The organism is Mycobacterium sp. 20KCMC460, assembly GCF_022179425.1.
Taxonomy (GTDB): Bacteria; Actinomycetota; Actinomycetes; order Mycobacteriales; family Mycobacteriaceae; genus Mycobacterium; species Mycobacterium kiyosense.
Genome location: NZ_AP025524.1, coordinates 793,576 through 810,788 on the forward strand (window position 1 = coordinate 793,576; position 17,213 = coordinate 810,788).

2 protein-coding genes are annotated in these 17,213 nt (G+C 77.5%); both read right to left on the bottom strand.

Annotated elements, in window-relative coordinates; all coding sequences use genetic code 11:
• The gene (locus MKCMC460_RS03720; RefSeq protein WP_238305315.1) at window positions 1-8,880 is read right to left on the bottom strand and encodes a PE family protein; all 8,880 of its coding nucleotides are present in this window, start codon (window positions 8,878-8,880) and stop codon (window positions 1-3) included.
• The gene (locus tag MKCMC460_RS31510) at window positions 8,846-17,011 is read right to left on the bottom strand and encodes a PE family protein (RefSeq protein WP_305071300.1); all 8,166 of its coding nucleotides are present in this window, start codon (window positions 17,009-17,011) and stop codon (window positions 8,846-8,848) included. Before MKCMC460_RS31510 ends, MKCMC460_RS03720 begins: the two co-directional genes overlap by 35 nt.
• Window positions 17,012-17,213: the final 202 nt, after the last annotated feature.

The following is a 17,213-nucleotide window of genomic DNA, read 5'->3' on the forward strand; positions in this document are numbered from 1 at the left end:
CTAGGTGCCCGGGGTCCCGGCGCTACCGGAACCACCCTGAGTGCCGCCAGTGCCGGTACCGGCGCCGTTGCCGCCTCCGCCGCCGACGCCGGCGGTGCCGCCGCCGCCCCCGGAGCCCGCCGAGCCGTTGCCGCCCGGGTTGCCACCGGGGCCGGCTGCGCCGCCGGTGCCCAGGGTGCCGCCGTCACCGCCGTTGCCGCCGCTCGGGCCCTTGCCGCCGTTGCCGCCGTTGCCGTTGGTGCCGGTGCCGGCGTTGCCGCCCACCCCGCCGGTCTGACCGCCCAGGGTGCTGCCGCCGCTGCCGCCGGCCCCGCCGCTGCTGCCCGCTCCGCCATTGCCGGAGGTCGCGCCGCCGTTGCCGCCGACCGCGCCGTTGCCGCCGTCGCCGCCCTTGCCGCCGGTGCCGCTGTCGCCGCCGTTGCCGCCGTTGGGGTGGCCAACGGTCCCGGTGGCTCCGTTGCCGCCGGTGCCGGGTGCGCCGCCGTCACCGCCCGTGCCCGCAGTGCCGGCCACACCGCCATTACCGGCACCCAGGGCATTGCCGCCGGCGCCCGCGTTGCCTCCGGACCCGCCGTTGCCGCCGGTGCCGCCCGAGCCTCCGGCGCCGTTGTTGACGACGAAGCTGGCGTCTCCGTTTGCGCCGGTGCCGCCCGCGCCGCCGGCGCCGCCCGCCCCGCCGCTACCGCCGGTGCCGCCGTTACCGGAGATCGATCCGCCCAGCCCGCCGGCGCCGCCGTTGCCGCCTGAGCTGCCGGCACCACCGTTGGTGCCGTTGCTGCCGGCGGTCGGGCCGGTGGTGCCTGCGGTACCGGTCGCGCCGCCGCCGCCGTTGCCGCCCTTGCCGCCGTTGCCGACGTTGCCGGCGTTGCCGCCGCCGCCACCGTTGCCGCCGTTGACGCCGGGCGTCGTGGAGGTCCAGCCGTTGCCGCCGGTACCACCGTCGCCGCCGCTGGTGGGTGCGGTGCCGTTGGAGCCGGGGCTCGGGGTGCCCGAGCCGGTGTCGACGGAGCCCGCGTTGCCCGCGGTGCCGCGGTCGCCGCCGTTGCCGCCGTTGCCGCCGTTGGGGTTGGCGGCGCTGACGCCGTTGGCGCCGGTGCCCCCGGTGCCGCCGGCTGCGGCGTTGCCGCCGGAGCCCGCACTACCCGCGGTGCCGACGGTCGATCCGGTGCCGCCGTTGCCGCCGTTACCGCCCGTGCCGCCGCTACCGCCGTTCCCGGCGTTGCCCGCATTGCCGCTGTTGGTGCCGGCCACCCCGGCCGCACCGTCGCCGCCGGCCGCTCCGTTGCCGCCCTTTCCACCGCTGCCGGCATTGCCGCCGGAACCGCTGGCCGCCTGCGTTCCGGTGCCGCCGAGCGTCTTACCGCCGGCGCCGCCATTGCCGCCGCTGCCGCCGCTGCCGCCCTGGCCGCCGCTGCCGCCGGCCTGACCGGTCCCGCCGGCGACCCCGTCGCCGCCGTTACCGCCCTGGGCTCCGGTGCCGCCGTTGCCGCCGACGCCGGCGTTGCCCGAGATCGAGCCACCGTTGCCGCCGTTGCCGCCGACGCCGCCTGAGCCGCCGGCCTGGCCGGCGTTACCGCTGGCTCCCGCGCCGGAGACCGGGGTGGCGTCCGTGCCGGCCACCCCGTTGCCGCCGTTGCCGCCCTTGCCGCCGTTGCCGACGTTGCCGCCGTTGCCGCCGTCACCGCCTGCCGTGCCACTGGCGCCCGGCGTGGTGGGGCTGAAGCCGTTGCCGCCGTCGCCACCGTTGCCGGCCGGCGTGGTCACCGAGGTGCCGGGATTGCCGTTGACACCCGCGCCGACGCCGGCCTTGCCGGTACCGGCGCTGCCGCCGCCGCCTGCGGTGCCGGCGTCGCCGCCGTTCCCACCCCGGGCGCCGGTGCTGGCCGCGCTGGTGGCGTCACCGCCCTTGCCGCCGTTGCCCGGTGTTCCGGCGTTGCCGCCGTCGCCGCCAGACCCGCCGAAGCCCTGGTTGCCCGAGGTGACCGCGCCCGCGTTGCCGCCGGCGCCGCCGTCGCCGCCATTGGCACCGCTGCCGCCGTTGCCGCCGGCTTGGCCGGGGTCGCCGTCGATGCCGTTACCGCCGGTTCCGCCGTTACCGCCGCTGCCGCCCGTGCCGCCGTTGCCGCTGTTACCGGAGATGGTGCCGCCGGCGCCGCCGCTGCCGCCCGCGCCGCCCTTTCCGCCGGCTGTTCCGCTGGTTCCGGAGGCACCGGCGCCGGTGCCGTCGACACCGTTGGTGCCGTCGGCCGCGTTGCCGCCGGATCCGCCTGCGCCACCATTGCCGTAGGTGCCGCCGCTACCGCCGTTGCCGCCGTTGCCGCCGTTGGCGCCTGCGACGGTGCCGCCGGAGGCGTCGTAGCCGTTACCGCCGGCGCCGCCGTTGCCGACTGTGCCCAGTGGCGTTCCGTTGCTGCCGGCGGTGCCATCGGCCGCCGGGTTGGCGCCGTTACCGTCGGTGCCGCCGGTGCCGGTTTGGCCGGCCTTGCCGACGTACGCGGTGCCGCCGTTGCCGCCGTTGCCGCCGTTGGGGTTGGTGACAGTGCCGTTCGCGCCGTTGCCGCCGTTGCCCGGGGTGCCACCGTTGGCGCCGTTACCGGCGTTGCCGCCTGCGCCGCCGGCGCCGACGGTACCGGCGGGTGCCGCTCCGCCCTTGCCGCCGTTGCCGCCGGCGCCGCCGTCGCCGCCCGCACCGCCGTTGCCGCCGTTCTGGGCGCTACCGATGCCGGTGCCGTACTGGTTGACGTCGGTCACGCCGTTGCCGCCACTGACGCCGTTGCCGCCCGCGGTGCCGTCACCGCCGTTGCCGCCGTAGCCGCCGGTGCCGCCGTTGCCGGCTTTCGAGCCGCCGCTGCCGCCGTTGCCGCCGGCGCCGCCGGCGCCGCCGTTATGTCCGGCGGTGCCGCTGCCGCCGGCAGCGGTGGCGTTGCTACCGCTCACCACGGCTGAAGCTCCGCTGCCGCCGTTGCCGCCGTTGCCGCCGCTGCCGTACATCCCGCCGTTGCCGCCGTTGCCGCCGGACCCGCCGCTCTTGCCCGGGGTCAACGCGTTGTAGCCGTTACCGCCCTGGCCGCCGTTGCCGTTCAGGCCGCTGACCGATGTGCCGGGGGTGCCACCGCCGCCGGGGGTCGACCCGGCACCGCCGCTCCCGGCGGGACCGGCGGTGCCGGCATTGCCGCCGTTGCCGCCGTTGCCGCCGTTGCGGTAGGTCTGGGTGCCGTTGGCGCCCGCGCCGCCGTCGCCGGCTGTTCCGGCGTTGCCGCCGTTGCCGCCCTTGCCGCCGGCACCCTGGGCACCCGCGGAGCCGTTGGTGAACCCGCCGCCCGCGCCGCCGTCGCCGCCGTTGCCGCCGCCGCCGCCACTGCCGCCGCTGCCGCCGTTCTGACCGCCGCCGACGCCATTGCCCTGGCCGTAGTCCTGGCCCGCGACACCGTATTTGCCGATCACGCCGTTGCCACCGTTGCCACCGTTGGCGCCGATCCCGCCGGCACCGCCGGTGCCGCCGTTACCGGCTATCGTGCCGCCCTGGCCGCCGGCACCGCCGGTGCCGCCGGAGCCACCCAGCTGGCCGCTCTTGCCGCTGTCGCCGGGGTTGGTGCCGTTGATGCCGTTGTCACCCGCGACGCCGTTGCCGCCGACACCGCCGGTGCCGCCGTTGCCGTACTGCCCGGCGTCGCCGCCCGCCCCGCCGACGCCGCCGCTGGCGCCCGCCGTGGTGGGCGTGTATCCGGCGCCGCCGGTGCCGCCGGCGCCGCCGGCGGTGCTGGTGTTCACGCTGCCGGAGCCACCCTTGGCGCCCGGAGTCGTGCCGGTGCCGCCGTTACCGCCAGTGCCGACCACGGTGATGTCGCCAGGGTTGCCGCCCGTGCCGCCCTTGCCGCCGGTGGTATGGCTGGCGTCGCCGGCCGAGCCGACACCACCATTGCCGCCGAGGCCGGTAGTGCCGCCAGCTCCGCCGTTGCCTCCGTTGCCCACGGTGCCGTTGGTGACCGTTCCGGCGTTGCCACCTTGCCCGCCGGTACCGCCCTTGCCGCCGGTACCGCCGGTACCGCCGTCGGGAGAGTTGAGCGTCCAGGAACCGGCACCGCCGGTGCCGCCGGTGCCCCCGGTTCCACCGGTACCGCCGTTACCGCCGTTGCCGCTGTTGCCGGCCGTCCAACCGCCGTTGCCGCCCTTGCCGCCGTTGCCGCCGACGCCGCCTTGCTGGCCGGTGCCACCGGGACCGCTGGGGAAGTTACCCGTGTTACCGGTGACGCCGGTACCGCCGGTGCCGCCGTTGCCGCCGTTGCCGCCGTTGCCGTAGGCGCCGGCGTCGCCGCCGTCACCGCCGCTGTAGCCCTGCTGGCCGGCGCCTGGGACGCCGAAGGCGTTGCCGCCGTTGCCGCCGTCGCCGCGATGGGTGCCGCCGGCGAGGTTTTGACCGTCGGTGCCGGGCGAGGCGGTTGCGCCTGAACCGGCGCTGCCGGTGCCGGGGGTACCCGCGGCGCCGCCCTTGCCCGGGTTGCCGCCGGCACCGCCGTCGCCGCCGCCGAGGAATCCGTCGCCGCCGGCGCCGCCCTGACCGGCGGTGCCGCCGTTGCCGCCCTTGCCGGCGTTGCCGCCGGTACCGGCCGGGTTGTTCCAGCCGTTGCCGCCGGTGCCGCCGTCGGCGCCGCTGCCGGCGTTGCCGCCCGCCCCGCCGTAACCGTTGTAGATACCGCTCTTGCCGCCGGCGCCGCCGTCACCACCGTTGCCGCCGGTCTGACCGTCGGCCCCGTTGGGGTTCGTCGCGGAATTGCCGTTGCCGCCGTTCGCGCCGGCGACACCATTGCCGCCGTCGCCGCCGTTACCGCCGTTGCCGTAGTCGCCGCCAGCACCGCCGGCGCCGCCCTTGCCGCCGCTGGCGCCGGGTGTCGTCGGGTTGTAGCCGTCGCCGCCGTCGCCGCCGTTGCCGCCGACGCCGGTGGGAGTGCTGCCGGTGTTGCCATTAGCGCCGTTGTTACCGGTGGTCGACCCCGCGCCGCCGGTGCCGCCCGCGCCGCCGCCGGCGCCGACACCGGCGTCGCCACCCTTGCCGCCCTTGCCGCCGTCCGGGTTGGCCTTGGTGCCGTCGGCGCCGCGGCCGCCGTTACCTTCCTGGCCGCCGTTGCCGCCGTCGCCGCCGTTGCCGGCGTTGCCGCCGGCCCCGGTGGTGCTGCCCGCGCCGCCCGTGCCACCGTTGCCGCCGGCTCCGCCGGTGCCGCCGCTACCACCGTTTCCGGCGTCCTGACCGCCGCCGATACCGTTGCCGTACGCGTTGACGTTGGCCACGCCGTTGGCGCCGCCGGCGCCAGTCCCGCCGTCGCCGCCGTCGCCACCGTTGCCGCCCGAGCCCGCTGCGCCGCCGGCGCCCTGGGTGCCGGCGAAGCCGTACAGGCCGGCGGTGCCGCCTGCGCCGCCGGCGCCGCCGTTGCCTCCCGTGCCGCCACCGCCGCCGATGCCACCGTTCTGGCCGCCGCCGGCAGCCTGACCGGTGCCGGAGTATCCGCCTGCGCCGGTGCCGCCGTTTCCGCCATCGCCACCACTGCCGCCGACGCCGCCCTGGCCGCCCTTACCGCCGTTGCCCATCATCGAGCCGGCGTTGCCGCCGACGCCGCCCTGGCCACCCTTGCCGCCGGCCTGGCCCGCGGTGCCGTTGATGTCGTTGGTGGATCCGCTGACGCCGTTGAGGCCGTCGGAACCGTCTGCACCGTTGCCGCCGATACCACCGTCGCCGCCGCTGCCGTAGGTGCCGCCTCTACCGCCGGCGCCACCGGTACCGCCGTCAGCGCCAGGTGTGGAAGGCGTGTATCCGGCCCCACCGTGTCCGCCGTTGCCGGCCGGAGCAGTGGGGATGGCACCGTCGCTGCCGTCGGCGCCGGCTGTGGAGCCGCTACCGCCAGTGCCACCGCCTCCGGCCCTGCCCGGGTTGCCGCCGTTGCCGCCGGCCCCGCCGGTCGTGTAGCTCGCGACGCCCGCCGCGCCGCTGCCGCCGTCACCGGGTGTCCCGGCGTTCCCACCGTTGCCGGCCGCGGCGCCGGCAGCAGTGCTGCCGTTGCTGGCGCCGTTCTGTCCGGCGCCGCCGACGCCGCCGTTGCCGCCGTCCCCGCCGTTGGCGCCGTTGCCGCCGCTGCCGCCGTTCTCGCCGCCGCCGACGCCGTTGCCGTAGAGGGTGGAACCGGACTGTCCGTCGCGACCGGTCCAACCGGTACCACCCGAGCCGCCGTTGCCTCCAACGCCCGCGGCCCCGCCACTACCGCCGTGCTGCCCGGCACCGTAGCCGATGCCGCCCGCACCACCGTTTCCGCCGCTACCGCCGGCCTGACCGTCGGTGCCGTCGTGGTGCGTCGCGGTGCCGTCGACGCCGTTGGCGCCGGCTATACCCTTGCCGCCGGCACCGCCGTCGCCGCCGTTGCCCTGCGATCCGCCGTTACCGCCGGCGCCGCCGTTACCACCGCTGGACCCTGCGGCAGCGGACGTGTAACCCGCGCCGCCCTTACCGCCGTTACCGGCCGAGCCGACAATCGAGGCGCCGGCGCTTCCGGCGTTGCCGGCGGAACCACCGGAGCCGCCAGTGCCGGCCGCACCGGCCGTTCCGCCTAAGCCGGCGGTGCCGACGTTGCCGCCGCTGCCGCCGTTGCCGCCGTGGATGTAAGCGGAGGTACCGTCTGCGCCGTTGCCGCCGTCGCCCGGTCGTCCGGCGTTGCCACCGTTGCTGGCGTTGCCGCCGTTGCCATTGGTGCCTACGCTGCCGGCCGTGCCGCCGTTGGTCGCGCCGGCAGCCCCGCCGCCACCACCGGCCCCGCCGTTACCGCCCTTGCCGCCGTTGCCGCCGTTGCCGCCGTTGTAGCCGCCGCCGTTGTTGCCGGCAGTGTTGTTGACGCCTGAGACACCGTCGGCGCCGCGCGCACCGGCCCCGCCGTTACCTGCGGTTCCGGCCGAGCCGCCGTTGCCCCCGCTGCCGCCACTGCCCGCGGTCCCGGCAGTGCCGCCGGATGCGCCGCCGGCGCCCCCGGCTCCACCCGTGCCGCCGCTGCCGGCGTTGCCGCCGCGCAGGCCGTCCTGGCCGGTGCCGCTGGTGTTCGCGCCGCTGGCGCCCTCCAGGCCGCTGCCGCCGTTGCCGCCGGTGCCGCCGTTGCCGCCCGCGCCGCCGTTCCCGTCGACGGTGCCGGCCGTCGCGGACGCGCTGCGGGTGCCGCCGTTGCCGCCCTGGCCGCCGGTCCCGCCACCCTGACCGTTAGTGCCGTCCGGGCTGGTGGTGCTGGTCCCATCGGTTCCGGCCGCGCCGTTGGCGCCGTTACCGCCGTTGCCGCCGTTGCCGCCGCTGGCGCCGGCGCCGTTGCTGCCGGCCGCGCCGGCGCCGTTGCCGCTGGTGCTGCCGGCGGCGTTGGCGCCCTTGGTTCCGGCCGATCCAACGGTGCCGGCGTTGCCGCCGGCCCCGCCCTTACCGCCGTTGAGGTAGCTGGCGGTGCCATCAGCGCCGCGCCCCCCGACCCCGCCGGCGCCGGCGTTTCCGCCGTTGCCCGCGGTGCCGCCGGTGCCGTTACCGGCCGAGGTGGTGCCATCGCCGTTGAGGCCGCCGGCGCCGGCCTTACCGCCGTTGCCGCCGGTACCGCCGTTACCGCCGTTACCGCCGTTGGAGGCCCCGCCCAGCCCGTTAGCGCCGTTGGTGACCCCGGCGACCCCGTCAGCGCCCCTGGCGCCGTACCCGCCGGCCCCGGCGTTGCCGCCGTTACCGCCGTTAGAACCGATCTGACCGCTGCCGTTGGCTGCTGCCGAGGCGCTGCCGTCACCGTTGAGGCCCTTGGCGCCGCCGGCGCCGCCGGCCGCGCCGTTACCGCCGGCCCCGCCGGCCCCACCCTTACCGCCATCACCGACACCGGTGCCGTAGTTGACCCCGGTGATGCCGTTGGCCCCGGCCGCCCCGGCGCCACCATTGCCCGCGGTCCCGGCCGCCCCACCGTTGCCGCCGGCCCCGCCGGCACCGGTGGTGCCGGTCGCTCCGCCGGCCGCACCGCCCTGGCCGCCGGCCCCGCCGGCGCCACCAGCCCCGGCGTCACCACCCTCTTGCCCGGCATTACCGACACCGTTGGCGGTGGTGCCCGTGGCGTCAGCGCCCTTGACCCCGGAACCACCGGCCCCGCCGACCCCACCGGCGCCGCCGGCGCCGCCGTTGCCGTCCACGGTGCCCACAGTGTTGGCCGCGCTACGCGCCCCACCGGCACCACCCTGGCCGCCGCTCCCGGCGTTCCCGCCGGTCGTACCGCTGTCCCCGGGACTGACCCCGTCGTGACCGGCCGCGCCGTTGGCGCCGTTACCCCCGTTGCCGCCGTTGCCGCCGCTGGCGCCGGCGCCGTTGCTGCCGGCCGCGCCGGCGCCGTTGCCGCTGGTGCTGCCGGCGGCGTTGGCGCCCTTGGTTCCGGCCGATCCAACGGTGCCGGCGTTGCCGCCGGCCCCGCCCTTACCGCCGTTGAGGTAGCTGGCGGTGCCATCAGCGCCGCGCCCCCCGACCCCGCCGGCGCCGGCGTTTCCGCCGTTGCCCGCGGTGCCGCCGGTGCCGTTACCGGCCGAGGTGGTGCCATCACCGTTGAGGCCGCCGGCGCCGGCCTTACCGCCGTTGCCGCCGGTACCGCCGTTACCGCCGTTACCGCCGTTGGAGGCCCCGCCCAGCCCGTTAGCGCCGTTGGTGACCCCGGCGACCCCGTCAGCGCCCCTGGCGCCGTACCCGCCGGCCCCGGCGTTGCCGCCGTTACCGCCGTTAGAACCGATCTGACCGCTGCCGTTGGCTGCTGCCGAGGCGCTGCCGTCACCGTTGAGGCCCTTGGCGCCGCCGGCGCCGCCGGCCGCGCCGTTACCGCCGGCCCGCCGGCCCACCCTTACCGCCATCACCGACACCGGTGCCGTAGTTGACCCCGGTGATGCCGTTGGCCCCGGCCGCCCCGGCGCCACCATTGCCCGCGGTCCCGGCCGCCCCACCGTTGCCGCCGGCCCCGCCGGCACCGGTGGTGCCGGTCGCTCCGCCGGCCGCACCGCCCTGGCCGCCGGCCCCGCCGGCGCCACCAGCCCCGGCGTCACCACCCTTTTGCCCGGCATTACCGACACCGTTGGCGGTGGTGCCCGTGGCGTCAGCGCCCTTGACCCCGGAACCACCGGCCCCGCCGACCCCACCGGCGCCGCCGGCGCCGCCGTTGCCGTCCACGGTGCCCACAGTGTTGGCCGCGCTACGCGCCCCACCGGCACCACCCTGGCCGCCGCTCCCGGCGTTCCCGCCGGTCGTACCGCTGTCCCCGGGACTGACCCCGTCGTGACCGGCCGCGCCATTAGCGCCGTTACCGCCCGCACCACCGTTGCCGCCGCTGGCGCCCAATCCACTGGCCGCCGGACTGGGGCTACCACCCGGTCCGGTCCCCACAGCGCCACCGGCACCGACCGCGCCGGCGTTGCCGCCGGCCCCGCCCTTACCGCCGTTGAGGTAGCTGGCGGTGCCATCAGCACCCCGGCCGCCAGCGGCCCCAGCCCCGGCGTTACCGCCGACACCACCGGCACCGCCGGCGCCCTGGACCGTGCCGTCCGCGCCGCCGCCACCCACGGTGGTGCCTTTCAGACCCGCGGTGCCACCCGTTCCGCCGTTGCCGCCGGTACCGCCGCTGCCGCCGTTGCCGCCGTCCTGACCGCCACCGAGTCCGTTGCCGTACTGGCTGGACCCGGCCACCCCGTCAGCGCCCTTGGCGCCGGCGCCGCCGTAGCCGCCGGCCCCGCCAGCCCCGCCGCTGGAGGCGTTGCCCCCATTACCGTTGGTGCCCACAGAGGCCCCGACCCCGCCGGCGGCGCCGCCGTTACCGCCGTTGCCGCCGTTGGCGCCGGCCCCGCCGTTACCACCGTTCCCGCCGTTTTGGCCGCCGCCGACACCGGTGCCGTAGGCGTTTTGCCCGGCCACCCCGGCCGCGCCGGTGATACCGACTCCGCCCTTGCCGGCAGTGCCCGCGTTACCGCCGCTCCCGGCCGCGCCGCCGTTGCCGGCGCTACCGGCGACCCCGCCGCCGGTCCCGGCGCCACCGGCCGCACCGCCCTGACCGCCGTCACCGCCCCTGCCGCCGGCCCCGGCGCTGCCACCATCCTGGCCGGCTCCGACTCCGTTGCCGTAATTCTGTGCGGACCCGTCATGACCGTCGGCGCCCGAACCGCCCTGACCGCCGGCGCCACCCTTACCGCCGGCACCACCGGTACCACCGTGGGTCTGTGCTCCCGCGGGGGTTTGCGAGCCACTGGCCGTACCACCGGCACCACCCTGACCGCCCCGGCCACCGTCACCGCCGGCGGTTCCGCTGGCGCCAGGCGTAGTACTACTGACACCGCTGGCGCCGTTCGCGCCATTACCGCCGGCACCGCCGTTGCCGCCGTTGGCGCCGAACCCTGGGTTGGCCGTGCCGCCGCCCGCGTTCGCGCCTCCTGCGCCGACCGTGCCGGCATTTCCGCCGGCCCCGCCCTTGCCGCCATCGAGGTAGGAGCTACCGGTGACGCCGTCAGCGCCGCGGCCGCCGTCACCGGCGATCCCGGCGTTGCCGCCCACACCCCCGGACGCGTTGGCGCCGTTGTTGCCGGCCGTGGCGGTGCCGCCGAAGACCTGACCACCGGTGCCGCCGCTACCACCGGCGCCGCCCTGACCGCCGTTGCCCCCGTTGCCGCCGTCCTGACCGCCACCGACACCGTTGCCGTATTGGCTGGACCCGGCCACCCCGTTGGCACCGGTGGCGCCCGCGCCGCCAGCTCCGCCGGCGCCGCCCACACCACCGCCGCTGGCATTGCCGCCGTTCCCGTAGCTGCCGGTGGTACCGCCGGTGCCGCTGCCTGCGGCCCCGCCTTTACCGCCGTTGCCACCGTTGGCGCCTTTACCGCCGTCACCGCCGGTACCGCCACTTTGGCCGCCGCCGACACCGGTGTTGTAAGCGTTCTGGCCAGCGATGCCGTTGGCCCCGGTCGCGCCGGCTCCGCCCTTGCCGGCGGTGCCGGCGTCGCCACCATTGCCGGCGTTGCCGCCGCTACCGGCGTTGCCCGCGACCCCGCCGCCGGTCCCGGCGCCGCCGGCGTCACCGCCGCGGCCGCCATCGCCACCGGCGCCACCGGCGCCTGCGCTGCCGCCGCTTTGTCCGTTGCCGCCCGGCCCGCTCAATGCGTAACCGCTGGCCCCGTCCAGGCCGCTACCGCCCTTGCCGCCGGCACCGCCGTTGCCGCCGGTGCCGCCGGTGCCGCCGTGTGTCTGCACGCCGGCCGCGGTCTGGCTGCCGCTGGCGGTGCCGCCGGCGCCGCCGGCGCCACCCTTGCCGCCGTTGGTTCCGGCGGTGCCGCTGTCGCCGGGGTTGAGGCCGCTGGTGCCGGCGCCACCGTTGGCGCCATTACCGCCGGCGCCGCCGTTGCCGCCGTTGGCACCGAACCCGGCGCTGCCGGCCGCGCCGACCCCGAGGTCAGCGGGATTAGTGCTGCCCGCAGCGTTAGCCCCACCGGCGCCCGCGGTACCCACCGCGCCGGCGTTGCCGCCCTTGCCACCGTTGCCGCCGTCGATGTTGGCGGTGCCGGCCACGCCGTCGGCGCCCTTACCGCCGGTGCCGCCCGCCCCGGCCGCGCCGCCGTTGCCGCCGGTGCCGCCGGTGCCATCGGCGGCGTGAGTGCTACTGCCGCCGTTGAGCCCGCCGGCGCCGGCCTTACCGCCGCCACCGCCGGTGCCGCCGCCGCCGCCGTTACCGGCGTCGGTGCCCGCACCGAGCCCATTGGCCGTGGTGACCCCGGCCTTGCCGTCGACACCATTCGCGCCGGTGCCGCCGGCGCCGGCGTTGCCGCCGTTGCCGCCGTTGGAGCCGGTCGCGCCGTTGCCGTTGGCTGCTGCCGAGGCGCTGCCGTCACCGTTGAGGCCCTTAGCGCCGCCGTTGCCGCCGGCCGCGCCGTTACCGCCGGCCCCACCGTTACCGCCTTTACCGCCGTCACCGACACCGGTGCCGTAGTTGACCCCGGTGATCCCGTTGGCCCCGGCCGCCCCGGCCCCGCCGTTACCCGCGGTCCCGGCCGCCCCACCGTTACCGCCGGCCCCGCCGGCACCGGTCGTGCCGGTCGCTCCACCGGCCGCGCCGCCCTTACCGCCGGCCCCGCCGTTACCACCGGCCCCGGCGCTACCACCGGTCTGCCCGGCGTTACCCACCCCGGCGGCGGTGGTCCCGCTGCCATCAGCACCCTTGACCCCACTACCACCGGCCCCACCGACCCCGCCAGCGCCACCGGCGCCGCCGTTACCGTCCACGGTGCCCGCAGTACCGGCCGCGCTACGCGCCCCACCGGCACCACCATCGCCGCCCTTACCGGCATTCCCGCCGGTCGTACCGCTGTCCCCGGGACTGACCCCGTCGTGACCGGCCGCGCCGTTACCGCCGTTACCGCCCGCACCACCGTTGCCGCCGCTGGCGCCCAATCCACTGGCCGCCGGACTGGGGCTACCACCCGGTCCGGTCCCGACTGCGCCACCGGCTCCGACCGCGCCGGCGTTGCCGCCGGCGCCGCCCTTACCGCCGTCGAGGTAGCTGGTGCTGCCGGCTAGACCATCAGCACCGTGGCCGCCGGCGGCTCCAGCACCGGCGTTACCACCCACACCACCGGCTCCGCCAGCACCCTGGGTGGCGGTGGTGACGCCGTTGCCGTCTTGTCCGGCAGTCCCGCCCGTTCCGCCTTTACCGCCGGTACCGCCGCTACCGCCGTTGCCGCCGTCCTGACCGCCACCGAGCCCGTTGCCGTACTGGCTGGACCCCGCCACCCCGTTGGCGCCGGTGGCACCCGCGCCTCCGGCGCCGCCCGCACCACCTGCGCCACCGCTGCTGGCGTTTCCGCCGTGCCCGTAGTTGCCGGCGCTGCCACCGGCGCCGTTGCCGGCGAGGCCGGCCGCGCCGCCCTTGCCGCCATTGGCGCCGTTACCACCGGCCCCACCGGCCCCGCCGTCCTGACCGCCACCGATACCGGTGCCGTACTCGTTGACACCCGCGACTCCGTTGGAGCCGCTTGCTCCGGCCCCACCCTTACCCGCCGTACCCGCCGAGCCACCGTCGCCGGCGTCACCGCCGCTACCCGCGGTGCCGGCCACTCCGCCACCGGTCCCGGCGCCACCGGCGTCTCCGCCCCTGCCGCCGGCCCCGCCGTCGCCGCCTGCCCCCGCGTTGCCACCGCTCTGTCCGGCGCTGACGCCGTTGCCGTACTGGTTGACCCCGAGCACCCCGTTGTTGCCGTCGAGCCCGCTACCACCGTCACCGCCGGTGCCACCGTCACCGCCGGCGCCGCCGTTACCGCCGTGCGTCTGGACCCCGGCCGAAGTCTGGCTCCCACTGGCAGTACCGCCGCCGCCGCCCGCGCCGCCCTTGCCGCCGATGGTTCCGGCGGTGCCGCTGTCGCCGGGGTTGAGGCCGCTGGTGCCGGCGCCACCGTTGGCGCCATTACCGCCGGCGCCGCCGTTGCCGCCGTTGGCACCGAACCCGGCGCTGCCGGCCGCGCCGACCCCGAGGTCAGCGGGATTAGTGCTGCCCGCAGCGTTAGCCCCACCGGCGCCCGCGGTACCCACCGCGCCGGCGTTGCCGCCCTTGCCACCGTTGCCGCCGTCGATGTTGGCGGTGCCGGCCACGCCGTCGGCGCCCTTACCGCCGGTGCCGCCCGCCCCGGCCGCGCCGCCGTTGCCGCCGGTGCCGCCGGTGCCATCGGCGGCGTGAGTGCTACTGCCGCCGTTGAGCCCGCCGGCGCCGGCCTTACCGCCGCCACCGCCGGTGCCGCCGCCGCCGCCGTTACCGGCGTCGGTGCCCGCACCGAGCCCATTGGCCGTGGTGACCCCGGCCTTGCCGTCGACACCATTCGCGCCGGTGCCGCCGGCGCCGGCGTTGCCGCCGTTGCCGCCGTTGGAGCCGGTCGCGCCGTTGCCGTTGGCTGCTGCCGAGGCGCTGCCGTCACCGTTGAGGCCCTTAGCGCCGCCGTTGCCGCCGGCCGCGCCGTTACCACCGGCCCCACCGGCCCCGCCTTTACCGCCGTCACCGACACCGGTGCCGTAGTTCACCCCGGTGATGCCGTTGGCGCCGTTGGCGCCTGTACCGCCATCACCCGCGGTGCCTGCAGCCCCGCCGTTACCGCCGGCCCCACCGGCCCCGGTGGTGCCAGCACCGCCGCCGTAGGTACCCGCGATGCCGGCCGCGCCGCCTTTACCTCCGCCGCCACCGTTGCCGCCGGCCCCGGCGTTCCCGCCGGTCCCGCCGGAGTTGCCTACCCCTGCTGCGGTCGTGCCGGTCGCATCCGCACCGTCGATGCCGGACCCACCGGCACCACCGACACCACCGCTGCCGCCCGTGCCACCAGTACCGCCGGTGGTGCCGACCCGACCGGCCGCGCCGCCCTTACCGCCGTCGCCGCCCCTGCCGCCGTCAGTTCCACTGGTGCCGCTGGCCCCGGCGCCGACGCCGTCCTTGCCGGCTGTGCCGGCCGCGCCGTCTCCGCCGGCCCCGCCGTTACCGCCGTTGACGCCCGCGCCGTCGTGTCCGCTCGCGCCGTCGGGGCCGATGCCGTTGTGGCCGCCCTGGCCACCCAGTCCGGACAGCCCGGCGTTACCGCCGTCGCCGCCGGTGCTGCCGTCAAGGTGGGCGACGGTGCCGTCGGCGCCGCGACCACCGTCTCCGGCGGCTCCGGCCGCGCCACCGTCGCCACCCGCGCCGTTGGCGCCCGCGGCGGCAGCGTTGCCGATGCCCTTTACCTGACCAGCCGCGCCGCCGGCGCCGCCTTGGCCACCGGTCCCACCGCTACCGCCGTTGCCGCCGGTCTGACCCGCGACACCCGCCGTCGTGCTGTCCTTGCCGTCGACCCCCGCCCCGCCGGCCCCGCCGGTCGCACCGTTGCCGCCGGCCCCGCCCGCCCCGGCGTTACCGCGCACCGAGCCCCCGTTGCCGCCGTAACCACCCGTGCCGCCGTTACCGCCGGCAGTGCCGTCGGTGCCGCTGTCGCCGGGGCTGATACCGGAGGTGCCGGCCTTGCCGACCGCGCCGTTGCCGCCGGCGCCACCCGCCCCGCCGTTGCCGTAATTGCCGCCGTTACCACCGTGGCCGCCGTTGCCGCCACTGGCGCCGGCGACGGTGCCGGTCGATGCGTCATATCCGGCCCCGCCGTTACCGCCGTTGCCACCCGCTCCGGTGACGGTGGTGCCCGCCGCTCCGTGCTGGCCGATGACCGAGCCGTAGCCGCCGGCGCCGCCGCTGGCCGCTCCGGCGCCGTTATTGCCGCCGTTTCCGCCGTTTCCGCCGTTGGGGCTGGCTGCGTTGCCGGCCGCGCCGTTTCCACCGTTACCGCCGAGGCCGCCGGTGCCGCCGGCCCCGCCGTTGCCGCCGCGGCCCATGATTCCGGATTCGCCGAACAGCAGGCCGCCCTTGCCGGCTGCGCCGCCGTTGCCGCCGTTGCCGCCGATGGCCCCGACACCACCGTCGCCGCCGTCTTGGCCGTTACCGCTGGGGAAGGTTCCGTCGGCCCCGTTGGCCCCGGTGGTGCCGATACCACCCTTGCCGCCCATGCCGCCGTTGCCACCGTTGCCGCCGTCGCTGAACAGTAAGCCGCCCCGACCGCCGGCGCCGCCGTTACCACCGTTGCCGCCCGCGATGCCGGTGGTTCCTGCCCCGCCGTTGGCGCCGTTGCCGCCGACGCCGCCGTTGCCGTACAGCCAGCCACCGTTGCCGCCGGCCCCGCCGCCACCGCCGTTGAAGCCGGCGCCGCTGGATCCGCCGCTGCCGCCGACGCCGCCGGTGCCGAGTAGCCAGCCCGCGTTGCCGCCCCGTCCGCCGATGCCGCCGGCGTTGGCGCCGGCCCCGCCGGTTCCACCGGCCCCGCCGGAGCCGTACAGCCCGCCGGTTCCACCGGCGCCGCCGAGGCCGCCGTCGCCGGTGCTGCCGATACCTCCGACGCCGCCGGCGCCGCCCGAACTGCCGGACAGCCAGCCGGCGTCGCCGCCGTCGCCGCCGCTGCCGCCGGTGGAGCCGGTGCCGCCGCCGCCACCGGCGCCACCCGCGCCGGCCAGCAAGCCGCCGTGGCCGCCGTCACCACCGGTACCGGCGTGGCCGCCGACCGAGGGCCCGGCACCGCCGGTGCCGCCGGCCCCACCGTCGCTGATCAGCCAGGCGTCGCCGCCGCGGCCACCGGCCCCGCCGACGCCGGTCGGACTGGTGTTGCCGCCGCCGGCGCCGCCGGTGCCGCCGTCGCCGTATATCCAGCCGCCGCTGCCGCCGGACGCGCCGGCACCACCGCTGGCGCCGGTGCCGCCGGCACCGCCGATACCACCGGTGCCGATCAGCCACGCCCGGCCGCCGGCGCCACCCGCGCCACCGAAGCCGTAGGAATTCAGGTTGGCGCCACCGGCGCCACCGGCGCCACCGGAGCCGTATAGCCATCCACCGTTGCCGCCGGCACCGCCGGCGCCACCGTTGGCGGTGGTCGAGGCACCGCCGGCGCCACCCGCGCCGCCGTTGCCGATCAGGCCGGCATTGCCGCCGGCCCCGCCGGCCTGTCCGGCGGCCCCGCCTGCGCCGGCGCCGCCATTGCCGAATAGCAATCCGCCGGCCTGCCCGGCGCCGCCGGGCGTGGTGGCGTTGGCGCCGTCGCCGATCAGTGGCCGGTTCAGCAGTGTTTCGGTCGGCGCGTTGATGACGTTGAGGACGGCTTGCCCGAGGCCCTGTAAGGGTGCCGCCGCGGCGGCCTCGGCCTGGGCGTAGGAGCCTGCCCCGGCGGACAGGTTCTGCAGGAACTGCGCGTGGAATGCCGCGGCTTGGGCGCTGATCGATTGGTAGGCCGCGCCGTGGCTGCCGAACAGCGCCGCGATGGCGGTCGACACCTCGTCTTGGGCTGCCGCCAGGACGTTGGTCGTGGACGTGACCGCGACGGCGTTGGCCGTCTCCAGCGTCTCGCCGATGGCGGCCAGGTTGGAGGCCGCGGCACTGAGCACGTCGGGGGCTGCGATTAGGTACGACATAGGGAACCGTCCACTACTAGGTCACGACCTCAGAGGTCGTGACGTGTCCCCCGGTCATGCTGATTGGCAGAGCTGATACTTACGATAACTCGACTTGTGTCAAACCAGACTAGCTTTCACTCAAAAAGGGAGAAATTCATCCAAATAGTTTTTACGGACGGGATCTCACCCCAACCGAGATGATCTGCACGGCGGCTTCTGC

What these genes read in the sequence shown, in the direction of transcription:
- MKCMC460_RS03720 (WP_238305315.1), bottom strand. Translation starts at nt 8,880, where the DNA reads ATGGCGGTAAGGGTGGGCCGGCGGGCCGGCGGTAACGGCGCGGCCGGC.
- MKCMC460_RS31510 (WP_305071300.1), bottom strand. Translation starts at nt 17,011, where the DNA reads ATGTCGTACCTAATCGCAGCCCCCGACGTGCTCAGTGCCGCGGCCTCC.